Source organism: Halomonas aestuarii, assembly GCF_001886615.1.
GTDB classification, from domain to species: domain Bacteria; phylum Pseudomonadota; class Gammaproteobacteria; order Pseudomonadales; family Halomonadaceae; genus Halomonas; species Halomonas aestuarii.
The window spans coordinates 630,128-650,420 of record NZ_CP018139.1; the positions used below are offsets into that span (position 1 = coordinate 630,128).

Below are 20,293 nucleotides of genomic sequence, written 5' to 3' on the forward strand. Positions count from 1 at the left end.
GTGCCCGATGATTGTCCCCCATAACCATAATAAGGGATGAGCTCATGCCGTATCGTTTCACGCTCCTGCTGCTGGCCTGCTGGAGCACCCTCTCCTGGGGGCAGACCAGCGAAGACCCCGACCGACAGGAGGACACTCGCGTCCCCTCGGCCAGCGAGGCCTTGCCCACCATCACGGTGACCGCCCCGAGACTCGCCCGGGACCTCTACGACACCCCGGCGGCCGTCACGGCCCTGACCCGGGAGGATATCCAGCAGGGCCAGCAGGGCGTGCGTCTGGACGAGGCCCTGGTGACGGTACCCGGCGTCTTCCTCCAGAACCGGGACAACTTTGCCCAGGGCCAGCGCATCGCCATTCGGGGCTTCGGTGCCCGGGCCCCCTTCGGCATCCGCGGCATCCATGTGCGGGTCGACGGCTTCCCCTACACCCTCCCGGACGGCCAGGCCCAGGTCGATGCCGTGGACCTGGACAGCGCCGAGCGCATCGAGGTCATACGCGGCCCCTCCTCGGTGCTTTACGGCAATGCGGCGGGCGGCGTGGTGGATATCCAGACCGGCGACGGCAGTGAGCTGGTCCGTTCGCCCGTGGTGACCCTGCAGGGGGGCAGCCACGACTTCCGCAAGCTCGCCATTCGCAACGGCGGTGAATACGATCGGTGGATCCACAGCATCAGCGTGTCGGCACTGGACTTCGACGGCTATCGCGAGCAGAGCAAAGTGAAGAAGCGCCTGCTCAACGGCCGGCTGGGCTACCGGCTCGACGACGATCGCACCCTCTCCGCGCTGGTCAACGTGCTCGACAATCCGCGCGCCGAGGATCCCAGCGCCCTGACGGCCGAGGAGGTGGCCGAGGATCCCAGTCAGGCCCGCGATTTCGCCATCGACCTGGATTCTCGTCAGGAGGTCGAGCAGCAGCTGATCGGGCTGCACTACGAGGATCTCGCCATGGGGGAGGGGGAATTCAATGCCCGGGCCTTCGTCAGTCGACGCGACTTCCTGCAGCAGCTCCCCTTCCCCGGCAGCAGCCTGATCGACTACGAGCGCCACTACTACGGCGGGAGCCTGGACTACACCCTGCCGATGACGCTGGCGAATCGCCCGCTACGGACCGTGGTGGGGCTCGACGTGGCCCGACAGGAGGATGACCGCGGACGCCGCAGCGTCGATGGCACCGGCGAGGTCACGGGCGTCACCGCGAACGAACAGCAGAACGCCACGTCGGCAGGGGTCTTCCTGCAGAGCGAGCTGGGCCTGACCGAGCGCCTCGACCTGAGTGCCGGGGTCCGCCACGACAGCGTGCGCATGACCATCGACGACCGTCTGGTCGATGCCGACGACCCGGACCAGAGCGGCAGCCGCACCTTTCGCGAGTGGACCGGGAGCCTCGGGATGAGCTACCGCTTTCATCCTGACCACCAGCTCTATGCCACCCTCGGCACCGCCTTCGAGACCCCGACCTTCACCGAGTTTGCCCCCTCGGACGGCAGCGGCGGCTTCAATCCCGACATCGAACCGCAGACCTCGCTGAATCGCGAGGTCGGTCTGCGTGGACGGCTGGGCAGCGGGCTGACCTATGACCTGGCGGCCTTCTCGGTGCTCGTCGACGACGAGCTGATCCAGTTCCAGGCCTCGGATGGCCGCGACTACTACAGGAATGCCGGCAAGACCCGACGGGAGGGCATCGAGCTCGGCCTGGACTGGAACCTCAGCCTGGATTGGCGGCTGAGCAGTGCGCTGACGCTGGCCGACTACGAGTTCGAGCGATTCCGCGACGAGGATGGCAGCTACGACGGCAACGACCTCCCCGGGCTGCCCAGCCGACTGTGGATGAATCGCCTGACCTGGTACGGCAGCGGCGAGCGCTTCGCCACCCTGGAAGCCCAGTACAACGGCTCCTTCTATGCCGACAACGCCAACGAGGTGCAGATTCCCAGCCACTGGCTGTTCAACCTGCGCGCCGGCGACGCCTGGCGCCTGGGCGGCGGCAACACGAGGCTCGGGCTGAACGTCGGCGTCCGCAACCTGCTGGATGAGGACTACTACGAGAACGTGCGCATCAATGCCTTCGGGGGGCGCTACTACGAGCCGGCGCCGGGCACCACCTGGTTCGCGGGACTCGAGCTCGGCTTCTGAACCACTGTCGATGCCGGAAACGACAGCGGGCAGCCCGAGGGCTGCCCGCTGTGGTTCTCGTTCGAGGGCGGATCAGAAGAAGAGCCGCCTGAGCGCCTCACCGGGCTCGGCCTCGCGCATGAAGGCCTCGCCCACCAGGAAGGCGTTGACGTCGTGCTCACGCATGCGCAGCACGTCGTCCCGACTGTGGATGCCGGACTCGGTGACCACCGTGACCCCCGCGGGAATGCGCGGCAGCAGTTCCAGGGTCGTCTCGAGCCGGGTCTCGAAGGTGTGCAGGTCGCGATTGTTGATGCCCACCAGGGCGAGGTCGAGCCTGAGCGCCCGCTCGAGCTCATGGGCGTCATGGACCTCCACCAGCACGTCCATGCCGAGCTCGACGGCCTGGCGGTGCAGGTCCGCCATCCGGGCGTCATCCAGGGCGGCGACGATCAGCAGGATGCAGTCCGCCCCGATGGCGCGGGCCTCGCTCACCTGATAGCCATGGGTGATGAAGTCCTTGCGGATCACCGGCAGGCCACAGGCCTCTCGCGCCTCGATCAGGTAATCCTCGTGCCCCTGGAAGAAGTCGACGTCGGTGAGCACCGAGAGACAGGCGGCGCCGCCCTCGGCATAGCTGGCGGCGATCTCGCCTGGCCGGAAGTCCTCGCGCATCACGCCCTTGGAGGGCGAGGCCTTCTTGATCTCGGCGATCACCCCCGGGTCGCCGGCCTGGATGCAGCGGTCGAGGGCGGCGACGAAGCCCCGCGGCGCGTCCTGCTCGGCGGCCAGGCGCAGCAGCGACTGCTCGGAGACGGCGCGCGAGCGCTCGGCCACCTCCTCCTCCTTGCGGGCCAGGATGCGCTCGAGGATGGTGGGCAGGGCGGGAGCATCGGTCATGTCGGGTCTCACTGGGTGAACACGCGGGTGAAGTTGGCCAGCTCGCGGAGCTTCTCCAGCGGCAGCTTCGAGGCCTGGGCATCCTGGGCCATGGCGACCCCCTCCTCGAGGGTATCGGCCACGCCGGCGGCATAGAGCGCCGCACCGGCATTGAGCGCGACGATGTCGGCCGCGGGCCCCTCGCCCACCAGCGCCTGCTCGACCAGCCGCAGGCTGTCCTCGGCGGTCTTGACGCGCAGCGGGTCCAGCGACTGGCGCGGGATGCCGAACTGCTCGGGGGTGATGGTGTACTCGCGGACCTCGCCGTCCTTGAGCTCGGCGACCAGCGTCGGCTGGGCCAGAGAGATCTCGTCCAGGCCGTCCTCGGCATGGACCACCAGCACGTGGTCGCTGCCCAGGCGCCGGAGCACGTCGGCCATCAGCGGGACCAGCTCGGGGGCATAGACCCCCAGCACCTGGTTGGGCGCCCCGGCGGGATTGGTCAGCGGCCCCAGGATGTTGAACAGGGTGCGGACCCCCATCTCGCGACGCGGCGCCACGGCATAGCGCATCGCGGGATGGTGGTTGGGCGCGAACATGAAGCCCACGCCCACCTGCTCGATGCAGCGGCCGACCTGCTCGGCGTCGAGGTCCAGGTGGATGCCCGCCACGGCGAACAGGTCGGCGCTGCCGGAGGAGGAGGAGACGCCCCGGTTGCCGTGCTTGGCGACATGGGCGCCCCCGGCGGCCACCACGAAGCTCGCCGCCGTGGAGACATTGAAGAGGTTTGCGCCGTCACCGCCGGTGCCGACGATGTCGACCACGTTCTCGGCCTGGAGGTGCACGGGCGTCATCAGCTCGCGCATCACCTGGGCCGCGGCGCTGATCTCCTCGGCGGTTTCGCCCTTCATCGCCATGCCCATCAGGAAGGCGGCGATCTGCGGCTCGCTGGCCTCGCCGGTCATGATCTGGCGCATCACCGCGTGGGTCTCGTCGAAGCTCAGGTTCTCGCGGCGCATCACCGCACCGATGGCCTCTCGCATCTGCATCATGGTTCTCCTCGAATCAGGCACGGCCCAGCGGCGCTGAAGGACGACGCTCTAGAAAGTTGGCCAGGAGCTCATGGCCCTGGCGGGTGAGGATCGACTCGGGGTGGAACTGCACGCCCTCCACATCCAGTTCGCGATGGCGCAGCCCCATGATCAGCCCGGGGGTGACGTCGTCATCGTCGCACCAGGCGGTGACCTCCAGGCAGTCGGGCAGGCCCTCCCGCGCCACCACCAGCGAATGATAGCGCGTCACCTCCAGCGGGTCCTCCAGGCCCTCGAACACGCCCTGCCCCAGGTGGCGGATCCGCGAGGTCTTGCCGTGCATCACCTGGGGGGCGCGGACGACGCGCCCGCCGTAGACCTGGCCGATGGCCTGGTGGCCCAGGCAGATGCCGAGCACCGGGATGCGACCGGCGAAGCGGCGGATGGCGGCCATGGAGATGCCGGCCTCGTCGGGGGTGCAGGGCCCCGGGGAGATCACCAGGTGGCTCGGCGCGAGCGCCTCGATCTCGTCCAGGGTGATGGCGTCGTTGCGGTGGGTCTCCACCTCGGCGCCCAGTTCCCCGAGGTACTGGACCACGTTGAAGGTGAAGCTGTCGTAGTTGTCGATCATCAGCACGGACATGGCGGGCTCTCCGGCACTCGCCCGGCCGAAGCCGGACGACAGGAATCAGGGGTCACTCGAGGTTGTCCAGGCCGCGCTCGGCCATGGCCACGGCACGGAACAGGGCACGGCCCTTGTTGAGGGTCTCCTGCCACTCCATCTCCGGCACCGAGTCGGCGACGACGCCGGCGCCGGCCTGGACGTGCAGCTGGCCGTCCTTGATGACCGCGGTGCGGATGGCGATGGCGGTGTCCATGTTGCCGTGCCAGGAGAGGTAGCCCACGGCACCGGAATAGATGCCGCGCTTGACCGGCTCCAGCTCGTCGATGATCTCCATGGCACGGATCTTGGGGGCCCCGGAGAGCGTGCCGGCCGGGAAGGTGGCGCGCAGCACGTCCATGGCGGAGAGGCCCGGCTTCAGGCGGCCGGTGACGTTGGAGACGATGTGCATCACATGGGAGTAGTGCTCCACCGCCATCTGGTCGGTCACCTTGACCGACCCGATCTCGCTGATGCGTCCCACGTCGTTGCGCCCCAGGTCGATCAGCATCAGGTGCTCGGCGACCTCCTTGGGATCATTCAGCAGATCGGCCTCCAGCTCGCGATCCTCCGCCTCGGTCTTGCCGCGGACTCGGGTCCCGGCGATGGGCCGCACCGTGACCTCGCCATCCTCCAGGCGGGTGAGGATCTCCGGCGAGGAGCCGGCGACCTGGTGATCGCCCAGGTTCAGGTAGAACATGTAGGGCGAGGGATTGAGGCTGCGCAGGGCGCGATAGAGGTCCAGCGGGGCGGCCCGGTAGGGGATCGACATGCGCTGGGAGGGCACGCACTGCATGACGTCGCCGGCCAGCACATACTCCTTGATCTTCTCCACCGCCGCCTTGAAGCCCTCCTCGGTGAAGCCCGAGGTGAAGTCCCCCTCCTGCACCGCCTCGCGTCCCGTGCCCGGACTGATCGTATTGAGGGTGGCGCTGCGCAGGCGCACCTCGAGGCGCTCCAGCCGATCCACGGCGCGTTCGTAGGCCGCCTCCTCGGCCGGGTCGGCATGGGTCCAGAGGGCCAGCCGGCCGGAGAGGTTGTCGAACACCACCAGGTCGTTGCAGACCATCAGCAGAATGTCCGGCACGCCGATCGGGTCGGGCTTGGCATCGACATGGGCGCCGCGCAGGCGGGGCTCGATGTAGCGGATGGTCTCGTAGCCGAAGTAGCCCACCAGGCCGCCGTCGAAGCGGGGCTGGTCGTCGAGGCGCGGGACCCGGAAGCGGGCCTGGAAGCGCTCTATCCACTCGAGGGGATCCTCCACCTCCACGGCCCCCTCCTGCTCGCCGTCGACGATGTGGCTGACCGTGAAGCCGCGCACCTCGATGCGCTCCTGACACGGCAGGCCGATGATCGAGTAGCGCCCCCACTTCTCGCCGCCCTGCACGGACTCAAGCAGGAAGGTCCAGGGTTCATCGGCAAGCTTGAGGTAGGTGGAGAGCGGGGTATCGAGGTCGGCCAGCACCTCGCGGGTGACCGGAATGCGGTTATAGCCGGCGTCGGCCAGCTCGTGGAAGCGGTCGGGAGTCATCATGCCCGGGTCCTCGCGGCGGAGAGAAAGACACTGGTGGAACGAGAGACGCCCCGGGGGGGCGTCCGGTCAGGCGAGCGTCACCATCGCCAGGCGCCGGTCATGCCAGGGCGTGGGAGGGATCTTGCCGTGTCGCGGCGGGAAAAGGCATCCAGCGTCATGCGGGTGTCCATCGGAGGAGATCGCGAGATCCGTTATAACAAAAAACTATTGATATTGCGCTTCATTATAGCGCAGACAAAATCACCCTAAACGAGTTCCGCCAGCGATTCAACCGTGCCATCCGGGTGGCTCAGGGTCACCGGCACGCCGTGGTTGTAGCCGTAGGGCACCGCCAGGGTCCGGAAGCCCGCGGCGCGCCCGGCCTCGATGTCGTGGCGGGAATCGCCGACCATCAGGCAGGCCGAGGGCGGGATATCGCACTGGGCCGCCACGTGCAGCAGCGGGGCCGGATCGGGCTTCTTGCTCGCCAGACTGTCGCCCCCCAGGCAGAGCGCGAAGCGCCCATGTAGGCCGAAGGCCTCGAGGATGGGCGCGATGAAGGCACTCGGCTTGTTGGTAACAAGGGCCAGGTTGACGCCGCGCGCCTGCAGTCCTTCCAGGGCCTCGCGCACGCCGGGGTAGAGCCGGGTGCGGGCGCTGGGCGCGCGCCCGTAGTGCGCGAGGAAGCCCTGATGGGCACGGGCCAGCAGCGCCTCGTCGGGCTCCCGGTCCTGGGCGCTCTCCAGGGCGCGCGCCATCAGCCGTAGCGAACCGTTGCCCACCCAGTCGCGCACCCGTGGCTCGCCACGGGGCGCCAGGCCGAGGTCCGCCAGGGCGGCGTCCACCGCCGCGGCCAGGTCCGGCACGGAGTCGACCAGGGTGCCGTCGAGGTCGAAGGCGACCAGCCGGATATCGTTCAGGATGGGGTGCATGACGCCTCTCGTCGGGAACAGTCGGCTCGCCATTATGCCGCAGAGAAGGTGGGCATGACATCAGCAGGGGCCTATGCTGGAGTCCCTGACAGACTGGAGCCATTCCATGAGTGTGCCAAGAATCGTTGTGATCGGTGGTGGTGCCGGCGGCCTAGAGTTGGTCACTCGGCTTGGCCACAAGCTGGGGAGGCGGGGGCGCGCCGAGGTCGTGCTGGTCGACCGTAATGCCACGCACATCTGGAAGCCCCTGCTGCACGAGGTTGCCACCGGGGCGCTGGATTCGGGGCTGGACGAGATCTCCTACCAGGGCCACTCCAGTCTCCACGGCTACACGTTCCAGCGCGGCACCCTGAGCGGCATCGACCGTGAGGCCCGCACCCTGACTCTGGCCCCGGTGCTCGATGACGCAGGCAGCGAAGTACTGCCCTCCCGCGAGCTGGCTTACGATCAGCTGGTGCTGGCGCTGGGCAGCGTCAGCAATGACTTCGACACGCCCGGTGTCGGCGAGCATTGCCACTTCCTCGACAGCCCCCAGCAGGCCGAGGCCTTTCGCCAGGACATGCTCAACACCTTCCTGCGCCACAACGCCTCGCGTGTGGACCCGCCGGCGCGCATGACGGTGGGGATCATCGGCGCCGGCGCCACGGGCGTGGAGCTGGCGGCGGAGCTCCATGAGGCCTCGCGGATGCTGCACAGCTACGGGGTCACGTCATCCGACGCCGACCACCTCGATGTGCACCTGATCGAGGCCGCCCCCCGGATCCTGCCGGCCCTGCCCGAGCGCATCAGCCAGGCGGTGCGGGGTGAGCTGGAGCGCCTGGGGGTGAGGATCCATGCCGAGACCCGCGTGACACGGGTCGATGCCTCGGCGATCCATACCGCCGACGGCGCACGCATCGATATCGATCTCGGCGTCTGGGCGGCGGGCATCAAGGCCCCGGCCCTGCTCTCGGAGCTGGGACTGCCCACGGAGCGCAATCACCGCCTCAAGGTCCATGAGACCCTGCAGAGCACGGAGGACCCACAGGTGTTCGCCATGGGCGACTGCGCCAGCTGCCCGCAGAAGGACGGCAGCACGGTGCCCCCGCGCGCCCAGGCCGCCCATCAGCAGGTCGCGACCCTCTACCGCAACCTGCTCGCCCAGCACGCCGGCAAGCCCCTCAAGCCCTTCACCTACCGGGACCGCGGCTCGCTGATCTCGCTGGCGCACTTCGATGCCATCGGCAGCCTGATGCGCGGCGCCTCGGCGCGCAGCCTGTTCATCGAGGGGCACCTGGCGAGGTTCTTCTACGCCTCGCTCTATCGCATGCACCAGCGCGCCATCCACGGCACCCTCAAGACCGGCCTGATGGTCGTGGTGGATGGGCTCAATCGCTTCCTCAAGCCGCGCCTGAAGCTGCACTGACGCCGACACAACGACGAGGGCCGCCGGGTCTCCCCTGGCGGCCCTCGTCGGGACACAAGACGACCGATGCTCAGCGCCTGCCGAGGTCGCTCGCCGCGTCGCCGTGGTGATGGACATGCACGTCGCGCTGGGGGAAGGGAATGCTGATGCCCTCGCGGTCGAAGCGCCGCTTGATCTCCTCCGTCATCCCCCAGTGGACGTCCCAGTAGTCGCCGGCCCTGACCCAGGGCCGCACGATCCAGGTGACGCTGGACTCCCCCATCGCGCTCATGCGGATGTTGGGGGCCGGCTCGTCGAGGACCCGGGGATCGTCGGCGACCACGCCCTCGAGCACGCGGCGCACGCGGTCGATGTCGGCGTCGTAGCCGACCCCCACCGCCAGGTCGACCCGGCGGGTGTCGTGGGCCGAGACGTTGGTGATGGCGCCGCTCATCATCTGGCCGTTGGGCACGATGATCTTGCGGTTGTCGCCGGTCTTGAGCTCGGTGGTGAAGATCTGCACGTCCACGATCACGCCGGCCACGCCCCCGGCCTCGACGTAGTCGCCGATCTTGTAGGGACGGAAGATGATCACCATGACCCCGGCGGCGAAGTTGGCCAGCGACCCCTGGAGCGCGAGGCCCACGGCCAGGCCGGCGGCACCGATCACGGCGATCAGCGAGGCGGTCTGGATGCCGACCCGGCTGATGGCCGCCAGCACCACGAAGATCAGCAGCAGCGTATAGACGATGTTGCCCAGGAACTTGACCAGCAGCGGCTCGACCTTGGCCCGCTGCATGCCCCTGATCATCAGCCGATGCAGCCCCTTGGCGACCCAGCGGCCGATCACGAAGATGGCGGCCGCCGCCACCAGGTTGATGGCGAAGGCCAGGCCGGTGGTCTGGAGGTGAGCGATCAGGCCGCCCGGATCGATACCGTTGATGCCGTCCATGGACGTCTCCTCGTTCCTTGAAAGCGTGTCGTGCAAGGCCGCGGGGGCGGTGCCGGCGGCCCGCCCTTTATGGCCTCAATCCCGCGACTGCGCAAGCCAGCGACGCTTGTCCCGGGCGGGAAGGCGCTTGATGGCGGCCTCGCGCCGCAGCGCCTCGCCGTGGCTCCCGACGCACTCGTGGTGCACCAGCACCAGCGGCCCCTTGCCGCGCAGCGCCTTGGCGCCGCGGCCGGCACGATGCTCGGCCAGGCGTCGGTCGACGTCGGTGGTGATCCCGGTATAGAGGGCGCCCGAGGCGGTCTCGACCAGGTAGAGGTACCAGGCCCGGTCGTCCGACGGGGCCGGCGGGTCGGCGGCGTCCATCGACTCAGGCGCCGGCCAGGGCCCGACGGAAGTCCCCGATCACCCCGTCGTAGCGGTGCGGGTCGTCCTCGTTGCGCGCCTTGAACACCGCCGAGCCGGCGACGAAGGTGTCCGCCCCGGCGCGCGCGATCTCGGCAATGTTGTCGACCTTGACGCCGCCATCGACCTCCAGGCGGATCGGCCGCCCCGAGGCATCGATGCGGCGGCGCACCTCGCGCAGCTTGTCCAGGGTCCCGGGAATGAACGACTGGCCGCCGAAGCCGGGGTTGACGCTCATCAGCAGGACCATGTCGACCTTGTCCATCACGTAGTCGAGGTAGGCGAGCGGCGTGGCCGGGTTGAAGACCAGGCCGGCCCGGCAGCCGCCATCGCGGATCAGCTGCAGGGAGCGGTCGATGTGCTCGGAGGCCTCGGGGTGGAAGGTGATGTAGCTGGCCCCGGCATCGATGAAGTCGCCGATCAGCCGGTCCACCGGCTTGACCATCAGGTGGGCGTCGATGGGCGCGGTGACCCCGTGCTTGCGCAGGGCCTCGCAGACCATGGGACCGATGGTCAGGTTGGGCACGTAATGGTTGTCCATCACGTCGAAGTGGACGATGTCCGCGCCGGACGCCAGGACGTCGTCCACCTCCTCGCCCAGGCGGGCGAAATCGGCGGAGAGAATCGAGGGCGCGATCTGGAAGTCGGGTCGGGGGTCGGTCATGGCGACGATCGGTTCCTGTGAGAGTCGATGGGCACGATGGGCGGCATTCTAGCAGGATCTCGCCGCCCGCCGTATCGCTTGCAGGTTAGTGACACCGCGCCGATAGTGGTCAGGGCATGCCTTTCCCTTCCGGAGGAACTCCACGATGTCCGCCCGACTGTCCCGCTCCCTGGGTGCCGGCCTCCTCGCCGGCACGCTGCTCTTCGCCCCGACGCTGTTCGCCCAGCCGGCCATCCTCGAGGGGGAACGCTTCCACCCCGAGGAAGGCGCTCGGGGGATGGTGGCGACCAGCCATTTCCTGGCGTCCCAGGTCGCCCACGACGTCCTCGCCGACGGGGGCAACGCCGTGGATGCCGCCGTCACCGCGGGCTTCGCCCTGGCCGTCACCCAGCCCCGCTCGGGCAACATCGGCGGCGGTGGCTTCATGCTGATCTCCGACGAGGAGAGCGGCGAGGTCATCGCCATCGACTATCGGGAGGAGGCCCCGGCGGCGGCCACCGAGACCATGTTCCAGGACGAGGAAGGCAACGCCGTCTCCGAGTGGTCGCGCTTCACCCATCGCGCGGCCGGCGTGCCCGGCACCGTGGCGGGCCTGGCCTTGGCGCTGGAGAAGTACGGCACCCTGAGCCTGGCCGAGGCCCTGGCGCCGGCGATCCGGCTGGCCGAGGAGGGCTTCGAGGTGCCCCAGCGCTTCGTCGACGGGGTGAGCGAGGCCAGCGACCGCCTGACGAAGTGGGACTCGACCAAGGCGATGTTCTTCAAGGAGGACGGCAGCCCCTATGAGGTCGGGGAGACCTTCCGGCAGCCGGACCTGGCGGCGACCCTGCGGCGGATCGCCGAGCAGGGCGCGCGCGAATTCTACGAGGGTGAGACCGCCGAGCTGATCGTCGCCGAGATGCAGGCACACGACGGCCTGATCACCCTCGAGGACCTCGCCGGCTACCAGCCGGTGATCCGCGAGCCCAGCCACGGCAACTACCGCGGCTACGACGTCTACGCCATGAGCCCCCCCTCCTCCGGCGGCGCCCATATCGTGCAGATGCTCAACATCCTCGAGGCCTACGACATCGGTGACATGGGCTTCGGGGCGGCGAACACCATCCACCTGATGGCCGAGGCGATGAAACGCGCCTATGCCGACCGCTCCGAGTACCTGGGCGACACCGACTTCGTCGACGTCCCCCTCGAGGGCCTCACCTCCGAGGGCTATGCCGACGAGCTGCGCGCCAGCATCGCCATGGACCGCGTGACCCCGAGCGAGGAGATCGCCCCGGGCAGCCCGCTGCCCTACGAGTCCAACGAGACCACCCACTTCTCCATCGCCGACGCTGACGGCCTGGCGGTCTCCAACACCTACACCATCAACTTCAGCTACGGCTCCGGCATCGCCGTCGAGGGCGCCGGCTTCCTGCTCAACAACGAGATGGACGACTTCTCCGCCAAGCCCGGCGTGCCCAACGCCTATGGCCTGATCGGCGGCGCGGCCAACAAGATCGAACCGGGCAAGCGCATGCTGTCGTCGATGACGCCGACCATCGTCAAGCAGGACGGCAGGAACTTCCTGATCACCGGCAGCCCCGGGGGCTCGCGCATCATCACCACCACCCTGCAGGTGCTGATGAACGTCATCGACCACGGCATGAACATCCAGTCGGCGGTCAGCGCCCCGCGGATCCACCACCAGTGGCTGCCCGACGAGCTGCGCATCGAGGCCGGCTTCAGCCCGGACACCCTCGAACTGCTCGAGGGCAAGGGCCACGTGATCCGCCAGCAGTCGGCGATGGGCGCCGCCCAGTCGATCGTGATCGAGGACGGTCGCTTCTATGGCGGCGCCGACCCGCGGCGTTCCACCTCCTCCGCCATGGGGCTCTAGGCCCCCCTTCCCCGCCCCCGTCCGGGGGCGGGAGCGCCTCGGCGGATCACGGCTGCAGGCGGGTCCGGCGAGGCGATATACTCCAGACCCTGCCACTCACCGGGAGCCTTTCCATGCAGCGTCGACATTTCCTGGGGGCCTGCGCCCTGCTTCTCGCCACCGGCTGGCTGGTCGGCTGCGCCAGCCCCCACTACCTCCAGCTCGATCCCCGGCGTACCGCCGACGTCCCCCGGATCGGCAATGGCCAGAGCGTCACCGTGACGGCCGTGGATGGCCGCGACAGCGAGGTGATCGGCACGCGCACCGGCAGCGCCATGTCCACGGCGGTGATCACCGCCGACGCCCGGCAGCTGGTCCCGCGGCTTCAGGCCGAAGCCGAGCGCGCCGTGCGGGAGATGGGCTTCACCCCGACCACCGAGCGCGCCGAGGGGCGGCCCAGCCTGACGCTGACCCTGGATCACCTGGACTATGCCCGCGGCGAGAGTCGACCGATCGTCGAGGAGGCGCTGCTGGAGGCGGTGCTCATCGCCGAGGCGGTCAACGGCGGCACCACCTACACCGGCACCTACACCTCCCGGCGCACCCAGGGCTACGCCATCCGCCCCGACCAGGAAGCCAACACCCGCATGGTCAACGAGCTGCTGTCCGACGGCCTGGATCGCGCCTTCCGCGACCCCGAACTCGGCCGCCTGCTGGCCCGCTGAGCTAAAGCCTCGAGCCGGTTCAGGTCAGCGGACCGCGGCGCTCGAGCGCCCAGACGCTCTCGCGAAAGCCGTTGGGTTCCGGCTCGCCGTCCTCCAGGTGGGTGACCCGGAAGTTGGGCGCGAACAGCCGGCGCACCTCGTTGGCGGACACGCTGAACGGCGGGCCGCCCGGATCCCGGGTCAGGCTGATCAAAAGCCCCCGGGCTCCGGGAGGCACCAGCTGCGCCAGGTGGAAGGCATAGCGCTGGCGGGTGGCCTCGGGCAGCGCGATCAGGGCCGCCCGGTCGTAGAAGGCGCCGATCTCGGCCGCCTGCTCGATATGGAAGTGGAAGAAGTCACCGCGCCAGAGCTCCACGCTGCCCTGGCGGCAGATGTCGAAGCCATCCTGGCGATAGCGGGTGACTTCCCCCACCCCCTCGGCGACGAACTCCTCGATGGCCTGCTCGGCCAGCTCGATGCCGAGCACGGGATGGTCCTGGCGCGCCAGCCAGCGCATGTCCAGGCTCTTGCCGCACAGCGGCACCAGGACCTTGGTGCCGGCCCGCACCTCCAGGCCGGGCCAGTGGCGCACCAGGGCCGGGTGGGGCCGGTCACGGTGGAACCCGATGCGCCCCTCGCGCCAGCGCTGCAGCCAGTCGTCGTCCATCATCAGAACCAGCGATCACGCTTGCGGCGACGACGCGGCAGATGGGGCACGATCAAGCCGACCAGCAGGCCGGCACCGGCCACCCCGCCGCCATAAATGAAGTAGCGCATCAGCAGGTCCTCCTCCTGGGTATCCAGGCGCGCCTGGAGTTCCCGGATGGTGGCCCGCGACTGGGCGGTCTCCTCCTCGAGGGCCTGGTTGCGCGCCTCGAGCTCGGCGATGTGCTCCTCGCGCAGCTCCAGGGTATCGGTCATCGACGCCGTGCGGTTCTCCCAGGTGTCGTTGATGCCGGAGAGCTCCTCGGTCAGCGCCGACACCCTGGCCTCCAGCTCCGGCAGACGCTTCTGCGCGCTGGGGTCGTCCTGGAGCTCGCTGCTGAGCACCCAGACGATATCGCCTTCGCTGTCCTCCACCCGACTGTAATCGCCGCTGGTCTCGAGCACGGTCACCGGCTCGCCGGCGGTCAGGGTCCCGATGATCCGGTAGCCATCGGTCGGGCCGCTGCGCACGAAGGTGGTGAGTTCGTCCGACACCCAGGCGGTCCCGTCGGCCAGTTCCTGGGCATGGAGCACGGAGGGCAGCGTCGCGAGCGCGACGCCGAGTGTCAGTATCTTGAGTCTGTGTATCGTCATGCCATCGTCGTCCTGGCTGTCCAAGGCTCGCGTGTCGTTGCTCTGTCGCGTCGGGTGTACCACGTTCGGACCTCCCTGCCGACTGCGGCGGCGAGGCGGAACGTCGACCGTCCGGGTTACCCACAGCTGCTGTGGACAACCATCGGGAAAACCGCTGGAAACCCGCCGCAAGCCGGCATGGCCATCGTCCTGACCTCGTTCCGGTCATTTTTCGACCAGGCCACGCCGGGTGGTGCCCGCCCGCGAAGGGTCCACAGGGTACCACAGTCGTGCCGCGCGACCGCGGGGCCACGCTGGCCCCGATGCCGGGCACTGCGTATAATGGCGTGCCTTGTCCCGGGTGGCCATCCGGCCATCCGCCCACGTCCATCCAATGGTGCACCGTCGCGCCAGCTGCCGCGACCTACTCTTATGGCGAAGAAACTCTTCATCAAGACGCACGGCTGCCAGATGAACGAGTACGACTCCGCTCGCATGGCGGATCTGCTCGGCGAATCCCATCAGCTCGAGCTCACCGACGACGAGCGCGATGCCGACGTCATCCTGCTCAACACCTGCTCCATTCGCGAGAAGGCCCAGGAGAAGGTCTTCCATCAGCTCGGCCGCTGGAAGAAGCTCAAGGAGGCCAATCCGGAGCTGGTGATCGGCGTGGGCGGGTGCGTGGCCAGCCAGGAGGGCGAGGCCCTGCGCAAGCGTGCGCCCCATGTCGACATGGTGTTCGGTCCCCAGACCCTGCACCGGGTGCCGGGCATGCTCGACGCCCGCCGCGACGACCAGATCTCGGTGGTCGACGTCACCTTCCCCGAGATCGAGAAGTTCGACCACCTGCCCAAGCCGAGCTCTGACGGGGCCACCGCCTTCGTCTCGGTGATGGAAGGCTGCTCCAAGTACTGCACCTTCTGCGTGGTCCCCTACACCCGCGGCGAGGAGGTCTCGCGCCCCTTCGAGGCGGTGATGGACGAGGTCATCCACCTGGCCGATCAGGGGGTGCGCGAGATCAACCTGCTGGGCCAGAACGTCAACGCCTATCGCGGCGAGAACCAGCTCGGCGACGAGATCGACCTGGCCGAGCTGATCGCCTGCGTGGCGGCCGTCGAGGGCATCGACCGCATCCGCTTCACCACCTCCCATCCGGTGGAGTTCTCCGACAGCCTGATCGAGGCCTACGGCGAGATCCCGGAGCTGGTCAGCCACCTCCACCTGCCGGTGCAGGCCGGCTCGGACCGCGTGCTCGCCGCCATGAAGCGCGGCCACACGGTGGAGGAGTACGTCGAGAAGATGGAGCGCATCCGTGCGCTGCGTCCCGACATCAGCTTCTCCTCGGACTTCATCATCGGCTTCCCCGGCGAGACCGCGGAGGACTTCGAGTCCACCATGGACCTGATCCATCGCATCGGCTTCGACCACTCCTTCAGCTTCGTCTACTCGGCGCGCCCCGGCACGCCGGCCGCGGCCCTGGAGGACGACACCCCGGAGAGCGTCAAGAAGCAGCGCCTGGCGATCCTGCAGGAGCGCATCAACCAGCAGGCGATGCAGATCAGCCGACGCATGGTCGGCACCACCCAGCGCATCCTGGTCACCGGCTTCTCGCCCCGGGACCCGGGCCAGCTCTCAGGACGCACCGAGAACAACCGGGTGGTCAACTTCCGTGCCGCCAATCCCTTCGACCTGATCGGCTACTTCGTCGACGTCGAGATCAGCGAGGCACTGCCCAACTCCCTGCGCGGCGAACTGCTCTCCCCCGAGCGGTTCTGAGTCCGCGATTGCCCCGGCCAGTGCCGGGGCAGTAAGCTGAGCCCCACATCCACAACGCACGGATCCCCCAGTCTTGAGCCAGCCATCTTCTCAGGCCAATCGCATCATCACTCTGAACCTGGAACCCAACGACCCTCGGCGCCTGGCCAACCTCTGCGGCCAGCGCGACGAGCACCTCAAGCTGGTCGAATCACGGCTGGGCATCACCCTGCGCAACCGTGGCAACATCTTCCAGCTGGCCGGTCCCGCCAGCCGGGTCAAGGCCGCCGCCAACGTGCTGGAGCACCTCTACCGGGAGACCGAGGCCAGCGACCTCGAGCCGGACACGGTGCACCTCTTCCTGCAGGAGTCCGGGCTCGAGGCGCTCGACGAGGAGGAAGGCGACGAGCGCGACGACGAGGTGCTGCTGCGCACGCCTCGCGCGCTGATCAAGCCCCGCGGCCTCAACCAGCAGGGGTATGTCCAGAGCATCCGTGCCCACGACATCAACTTCGGCATCGGCCCGGCCGGCACCGGCAAGACCTACCTGGCCGTGGCCGCGGCCGTCGAGGCCCTCAACCAGCAGGAGGTGCGTCGCATCCTGCTGGTGCGACCGGCCGTGGAGGCCGGCGAGAAGCTCGGCTTCCTGCCCGGCGACCTGGCCCAGAAGATCGACCCCTACCTGCGCCCGCTCTACGACGCCCTCTACGAGATGATCGGCTTCGAGCAGGTGGCCAAGCTGATCGAACGCCAGGTGATCGAGATCGCCCCGCTGGCCTACATGCGCGGTCGCACCCTCAACAACGCCTTCATCATCCTCGACGAGAGCCAGAACACCACCCGCGAGCAGATGAAGATGTTCCTGACGCGCATCGGCTTCGGCTCCACGGCGGTGATCACCGGCGACGTGACCCAGGTGGACCTGCCCCGCGGCCAGACGTCGGGGCTGATCCAGGTGCTCGAGGTGCTCAAGGGGACCCCGGGCATCGGCGTGACCCACTTCGCCGCCAAGGACGTGGTGCGCCATCCGCTGGTCCAGCGCATCATCGAGGCCTATGACCACTTCGAGGCCGGCCAGGAAGCCGCCGAACGCGAGCGTCGCGAAGAGCGCGAGGCCCGTCGCGAGGCCCAGGCCGAGGAACGCCAGGCGCGCAAGAGCCAGCACCAGCGCCCCGACGACGACGGGGAGTCGTCATGACGAGCGACCCTTCGCCCGTCATCGTCGACCGCCAGGTGGCCCTCGATGCCGAGGACCTGCCCACCCAGGCCGACCTCGAGGCCTGGGTGGAGGCCGTGCTGTCGAGACAGGTCGATGAACCGCGACACGAGCTGACCATCCGCTTCGTCGACACCGAGGAGAGCCGACACCTCAACCGCGACTATCGCGACCGCGACCGGCCCACCAACGTGCTCTCCTTCCCCTTCGAGCTCCCGCCCGGGGTCGACCTCCCGCTGCTCGGCGACCTGGTGATCTGCCACCCGGTGGTGGTCCGGGAGGCCGGGGAACAGGACAAGTCGCAGCGCGCTCACTACGCTCACATGGTGGTCCACGGCACCCTGCACCTGCTGGGCCATGATCACCAGGAGGACGACGAGGCCGAGGCCATGGAGGCCCTGGAGCGCGAGATTCTGGCATCACTGGGGATCGCCGATCCGTATCTCACCCCCAGCCCTCCGCACCGCGATTCCGATACCGAGGACGAGAGAGCCGACGCATGAGCGAAGATCGATCGAGCGGCCAGGGCAACAGGTCCTGGCTCGACAAGCTGTTCAGTGCCCTGTCCAACGAAAGCGACGAGCCCAGCTCCCGAGGCGAACTGCTGGAGTTCCTCCGCCAGGCGGGCTCCCGCCTGAAGCTCGACCAGGACGCCATGATGATCATCGAGGGCGCCCTGAACATCAGCGACCAGCAGGTGCGCGAGGTGCTGATCCCCCGCTCCCAGATCACCGCCATCGCCCTCGACCAGCCCCTCGAGGAGTACCTGCCGGTGATCCTCGAGACCGGCCATTCCCGCTACCCGGTGATCGGCGAGAACCTCGACGAGGTCAAGGGCATCCTGCTGGCCAAGGACCTGCTGCCGCTGCTGCGCGGCGGCCAGGAGAACGGCCGACCCTTCCAGCTCGACGAGGTGTTGCGCCCCGCGATGTTCGTCCCGGAATCCAAGCGGCTCAACAGCCTGCTCAAGGAGTTCCAGGACACCCACAACCACATGGCCGTGGTGGTGGACGAATACGGCGGCACGGCGGGCATCGTCACCATCGAGGACATCCTCGAGGAGATCGTCGGCGAGATCGAGGACGAACACGACATCGACGAGGAGATCGATATCCGCGAGCTCGGCGACGAGCGCTTCGCGATCCGTGCCCTGACCACCATCGAGGACTTCAACGAGCGCTTCGGCACCCGCTTCTCCGACGACGAGTTCGATACCCTCGGGGGCCTGGTGATGCAGCGTTTCGGCCACCTGCCGGGGCGCGGCGAGCACACCGAGATCGGCGGCTGGCGCTTCACCGTCCTCAACGCCGACAACCGTCGCATCCGCCTGCTCGAGGCCGAGCGCTGCGAGGAGAGCCACGAGAAGAGCAGCGAGGAGTGACACGGCCCTTCCAGGGATGGACACGATCGATGGACACGATGGCTGAACTCCGCCTGCCCCCGGCCCTGGGATGCCTGATCGCCCTGGTGGCCGGGGGCCTCACCACCCTCAGCGCCGCCCCCTTCTCGCTCTGGTGGCTGGGCCCCGTCGCCGCCGGCCTCGTCTACCTGGGCCTTCACGCCCTGTCGCCCCGCCAGGCCGCGCTGCGCGGCCTCTGCTATGGCATCGGCCTGTTCGGCTCCGGGGCGTCCTGGGTCTATGTGTCGATCCACGACTACGGCTACACGGGCGTGCCCCTGGCGCTGCTGCTCACGGCGCTGTTCGTGGTGGGCCTGGCGCTGTTCTTCGCCGCCACCTTCTGGGGCTATCGGCGACTGTGCGGGCCGCGCCTGGCCCCGATCACCTTCGCCGGCGCCTGGGTGCTCGGTGAGTGGCTGCGCACCTGGCTGTTCACCGGCTTCCCCTGGCTGCTGCTGGGCAGTTCCCAGGTCGACTCGCCGCTCGCGCCGTGGGCCCCGGTGGGGGGCGTCTACCTGCTGTCGCTGATCGTCGCCCTGACGGGCAGCCTGGGCGTCGAGTGCCTGCGCCGTCGCTGGTGGGCGGCCCTCCCCCTCGCCGCCCTCTGGTTGGTCCCGCTGGCCCTGCCGGCCCAGTGGACGACGCCCGCCGGCGGACCGGTCAAGGTCGCGCTGCTCCAGGGCAACCTGCCCCAGCTGATCAAGTGGACGCCCGAGGGGCAGCGCCGGGCCGTCGATACCTACCTCACCCTGACCCGCGGCCTTGACGAGGAGGTCGACCTGGTGGTCTGGCCCGAGGCCGCACTGCCGATGTTCGAGGACCAGGCCGCGCCGATCCTCGCGCGGGCCCGGGCCGACCTGCCACAGGACACCGAGCTATTGACCGGCATCCTGCAGCGGGACGGCAGCGGCCTCAACTACAACAGCGTCGTCGGCCGGGGCGACGTCGAGGGCGAGTATCGCAAGGCTCACCTGGTGCCCTTCGGCGAGTACCTGCCCCTGGAGCGCCTGCTGCGCGGCGCCATCGCCTTCTTCGACCTGCCTGCCCCGGCCATGACCCCGGGGCCGGCCGACCAGGCGCCGATCCGGGCCGGCGACCTGGTCATCGGCAATGCCATCTGCTACGAGATCATCTACGCCGACCTGGTCGCCGCGCGGGCCCGCGAGGCCGGCGCGCTGCTGACGGTGTCCAACGACACCTGGTTCGGCGCCTCGATCGGGCCCCTGCAGCACCTGCAGATGGCACGGCTGCGCGCCCTGGAGAACGGCCGGCCGGTGATCCGCGCCACCAGCAACGGGGTCACCGCGCTCATCGACCCCCGGGGCCGGGTCACCGCCCGGGCACCGCAGTTCGAGACCGCCGTCCTCGAGGGCGAGATCACGGCCACCGAGGGCCTCACGCCCTTCACCCGCACCGGGAGCTGGCCGACCTGGCTGCTCGCGGCCCTGATGGTGCTGCCGGGGCTTGGCCGGCGGCGGTGAGGGACCCTGGGCCACGCCCGGCAAGACATCAAAAAACCCCGCCAATGGCGGGGTTCTTCGGTTCAGGGGATGTCGCTCC

At 68.8% G+C, this 20,293-nt stretch carries 19 protein-coding genes; 9 read left to right on the forward strand and 10 right to left on the reverse strand.

The window, feature by feature from the left end; genetic code table 11:
- Positions 1-44 precede the first annotated feature (44 nt).
- Entirely contained in the window at positions 45-2,132 is a 2,088-nt protein-coding gene (locus BOX17_RS17220) for a TonB-dependent receptor family protein (protein WP_071941972.1), read from the forward strand.
- A 72-nt stretch (positions 2,133-2,204) separates the two neighbouring features.
- Here the strand turns inward: BOX17_RS17220 and trpC are convergent, their stop codons facing one another.
- From trpC to BOX17_RS02905, 5 genes are all read right to left on the reverse strand, one after another.
- The gene (gene trpC / locus BOX17_RS02885) at positions 2,205-3,011 is read right to left on the reverse strand and encodes an indole-3-glycerol phosphate synthase TrpC (protein WP_071941973.1); all 807 of its coding nucleotides are present in this window, start codon (positions 3,009-3,011) and stop codon (positions 2,205-2,207) included.
- A gap of 8 nt (positions 3,012-3,019) precedes the next feature.
- A complete protein-coding gene (gene trpD, locus BOX17_RS02890) occupies positions 3,020-4,039 on the reverse strand; it encodes an anthranilate phosphoribosyltransferase (protein WP_071941974.1) in 1,020 nt (339 codons plus the stop codon).
- 16 nt (positions 4,040-4,055) lie between these two features.
- Positions 4,056-4,664, reverse strand: coding sequence for an anthranilate synthase component II (locus BOX17_RS02895; RefSeq protein ID WP_071941975.1), 609 nt, complete (start codon positions 4,662-4,664; stop codon positions 4,056-4,058).
- 52 nt (positions 4,665-4,716) lie between these two features.
- Positions 4,717-6,213: an anthranilate synthase component I gene (gene trpE, locus BOX17_RS02900; protein WP_071946579.1), complete on the reverse strand. Its 1,497-nt coding sequence runs from the start codon at positions 6,211-6,213 to the stop codon at positions 4,717-4,719.
- 248 nt (positions 6,214-6,461) lie between these two features.
- The gene (locus tag BOX17_RS02905; protein ID WP_071941976.1) at positions 6,462-7,127 is read right to left on the reverse strand and encodes a phosphoglycolate phosphatase; all 666 of its coding nucleotides are present in this window, start codon (positions 7,125-7,127) and stop codon (positions 6,462-6,464) included.
- 106 nt (positions 7,128-7,233) lie between these two features.
- On the opposite strand from BOX17_RS02905, the gene BOX17_RS02910 reads away from it, so the two are divergent.
- Entirely contained in the window at positions 7,234-8,532 is a 1,299-nt protein-coding gene (locus BOX17_RS02910; protein WP_071941977.1) for an NAD(P)/FAD-dependent oxidoreductase, read from the forward strand.
- Positions 8,533-8,602: 70 nt separating this feature from the next.
- Here the strand turns inward: BOX17_RS02910 and BOX17_RS02915 are convergent, their stop codons facing one another.
- From BOX17_RS02915 to rpe, 3 genes are all read right to left on the reverse strand, one after another.
- Positions 8,603-9,463 (reverse strand): mechanosensitive ion channel family protein, encoded by an 861-nt coding sequence (locus BOX17_RS02915; protein ID WP_071941978.1) that lies wholly within the window; start codon positions 9,461-9,463, stop codon positions 8,603-8,605.
- Between the two features lie 75 nt (positions 9,464-9,538).
- Complete coding sequence (locus tag BOX17_RS02920) at positions 9,539-9,826, reverse strand: GIY-YIG nuclease family protein (protein ID WP_071941979.1); 288 nt, start codon at positions 9,824-9,826, stop codon at positions 9,539-9,541.
- A 4-nt stretch (positions 9,827-9,830) separates the two neighbouring features.
- Positions 9,831-10,529 carry a ribulose-phosphate 3-epimerase gene (rpe, locus tag BOX17_RS02925; RefSeq protein WP_071941980.1) on the reverse strand — a complete coding sequence of 233 codons (699 nt, stop codon included), beginning with the start codon at positions 10,527-10,529 and terminating at the stop codon, positions 9,831-9,833.
- 145 nt (positions 10,530-10,674) lie between these two features.
- Here rpe and ggt point away from each other — a divergent pair, with 145 nt between their 5' ends.
- Positions 10,675-12,402 carry a gamma-glutamyltransferase gene (ggt, locus tag BOX17_RS02930; protein ID WP_071941981.1) on the forward strand — a complete coding sequence of 576 codons (1,728 nt, stop codon included), beginning with the start codon at positions 10,675-10,677 and terminating at the stop codon, positions 12,400-12,402.
- A 113-nt stretch (positions 12,403-12,515) separates the two neighbouring features.
- A complete protein-coding gene (locus tag BOX17_RS02935) occupies positions 12,516-13,106 on the forward strand; it encodes a YajG family lipoprotein (protein WP_071941982.1) in 591 nt (196 codons plus the stop codon).
- A 19-nt stretch (positions 13,107-13,125) separates the two neighbouring features.
- Here the strand turns inward: BOX17_RS02935 and BOX17_RS02940 are convergent, their stop codons facing one another.
- Together BOX17_RS02940 and BOX17_RS02945 are read right to left on the reverse strand one after the other, a co-directional pair.
- Entirely contained in the window at positions 13,126-13,752 is a 627-nt protein-coding gene (locus tag BOX17_RS02940; protein ID WP_071946581.1) for a class I SAM-dependent methyltransferase, read from the reverse strand.
- 2 nt (positions 13,753-13,754) lie between these two features.
- Positions 13,755-14,384, reverse strand: a complete 630-nt coding sequence (locus tag BOX17_RS02945) for a TIGR04211 family SH3 domain-containing protein (RefSeq protein WP_071946582.1) — start codon at positions 14,382-14,384, stop codon at positions 13,755-13,757.
- A 411-nt stretch (positions 14,385-14,795) separates the two neighbouring features.
- On the opposite strand from BOX17_RS02945, the gene miaB reads away from it, so the two are divergent.
- The 5 genes from miaB (at position 14,796) to lnt (ending at position 20,214) form a co-directional block, all read left to right on the forward strand.
- Entirely contained in the window at positions 14,796-16,139 is a 1,344-nt protein-coding gene (gene miaB, locus BOX17_RS02950) for a tRNA (N6-isopentenyl adenosine(37)-C2)-methylthiotransferase MiaB (protein ID WP_071941983.1), read from the forward strand.
- Between the two features lie 73 nt (positions 16,140-16,212).
- The gene (locus tag BOX17_RS02955) at positions 16,213-17,316 is read left to right on the forward strand and encodes a PhoH family protein (protein WP_071941984.1); all 1,104 of its coding nucleotides are present in this window, start codon (positions 16,213-16,215) and stop codon (positions 17,314-17,316) included.
- Positions 17,313-17,837: an rRNA maturation RNase YbeY gene (ybeY, locus tag BOX17_RS02960; RefSeq protein WP_071941985.1), complete on the forward strand. Its 525-nt coding sequence runs from the start codon at positions 17,313-17,315 to the stop codon at positions 17,835-17,837. Before BOX17_RS02955 ends, ybeY begins: the two co-directional genes overlap by 4 nt.
- Positions 17,834-18,715, forward strand: coding sequence for an HlyC/CorC family transporter (locus BOX17_RS02965; protein ID WP_071941986.1), 882 nt, complete (start codon positions 17,834-17,836; stop codon positions 18,713-18,715). Before ybeY ends, BOX17_RS02965 begins: the two co-directional genes overlap by 4 nt.
- A 29-nt stretch (positions 18,716-18,744) precedes the next feature.
- Positions 18,745-20,214 (forward strand): apolipoprotein N-acyltransferase, encoded by a 1,470-nt coding sequence (gene lnt, locus BOX17_RS02970; protein ID WP_086830685.1) that lies wholly within the window; start codon positions 18,745-18,747, stop codon positions 20,212-20,214.
- Positions 20,215-20,293 lie beyond the last annotated feature (79 nt).

Bases quoted from the DNA above. Each gene is read 5' to 3' on its own strand.
- BOX17_RS17220 (WP_071941972.1), top strand. From the start codon at position 45: ATGCCGTATCGTTTCACGCTCCTGCTGCTGGCCTGCTGGAGCACCCTC.
- trpC (WP_071941973.1), bottom strand. From the start codon at position 3,011: ATGACCGATGCTCCCGCCCTGCCCACCATCCTCGAGCGCATCCTGGCC.
- trpD (WP_071941974.1), bottom strand. From the start codon at position 4,039: ATGCAGATGCGAGAGGCCATCGGTGCGGTGATGCGCCGCGAGAACCTG.
- BOX17_RS02895 (WP_071941975.1), bottom strand. From the start codon at position 4,664: ATGTCCGTGCTGATGATCGACAACTACGACAGCTTCACCTTCAACGTG.
- trpE (WP_071946579.1), bottom strand. From the start codon at position 6,213: ATGACTCCCGACCGCTTCCACGAGCTGGCCGACGCCGGCTATAACCGC.
- BOX17_RS02905 (WP_071941976.1), bottom strand. From the start codon at position 7,127: ATGCACCCCATCCTGAACGATATCCGGCTGGTCGCCTTCGACCTCGAC.
- BOX17_RS02910 (WP_071941977.1), top strand. From the start codon at position 7,234: ATGAGTGTGCCAAGAATCGTTGTGATCGGTGGTGGTGCCGGCGGCCTA.
- BOX17_RS02915 (WP_071941978.1), bottom strand. From the start codon at position 9,463: ATGGACGGCATCAACGGTATCGATCCGGGCGGCCTGATCGCTCACCTC.
- BOX17_RS02920 (WP_071941979.1), bottom strand. From the start codon at position 9,826: ATGGACGCCGCCGACCCGCCGGCCCCGTCGGACGACCGGGCCTGGTAC.
- rpe (WP_071941980.1), bottom strand. From the start codon at position 10,529: ATGACCGACCCCCGACCCGACTTCCAGATCGCGCCCTCGATTCTCTCC.
- ggt (WP_071941981.1), top strand. From the start codon at position 10,675: ATGTCCGCCCGACTGTCCCGCTCCCTGGGTGCCGGCCTCCTCGCCGGC.
- BOX17_RS02935 (WP_071941982.1), top strand. From the start codon at position 12,516: ATGCAGCGTCGACATTTCCTGGGGGCCTGCGCCCTGCTTCTCGCCACC.
- BOX17_RS02940 (WP_071946581.1), bottom strand. From the start codon at position 13,752: ATGGACGACGACTGGCTGCAGCGCTGGCGCGAGGGGCGCATCGGGTTC.
- BOX17_RS02945 (WP_071946582.1), bottom strand. From the start codon at position 14,384: ATGACGATACACAGACTCAAGATACTGACACTCGGCGTCGCGCTCGCG.
- miaB (WP_071941983.1), top strand. From the start codon at position 14,796: ATGGCGAAGAAACTCTTCATCAAGACGCACGGCTGCCAGATGAACGAG.
- ybeY (WP_071941985.1), top strand. From the start codon at position 17,313: ATGACGAGCGACCCTTCGCCCGTCATCGTCGACCGCCAGGTGGCCCTC.
- BOX17_RS02965 (WP_071941986.1), top strand. From the start codon at position 17,834: ATGAGCGAAGATCGATCGAGCGGCCAGGGCAACAGGTCCTGGCTCGAC.
- lnt (WP_086830685.1), top strand. From the start codon at position 18,745: ATGGACACGATGGCTGAACTCCGCCTGCCCCCGGCCCTGGGATGCCTG.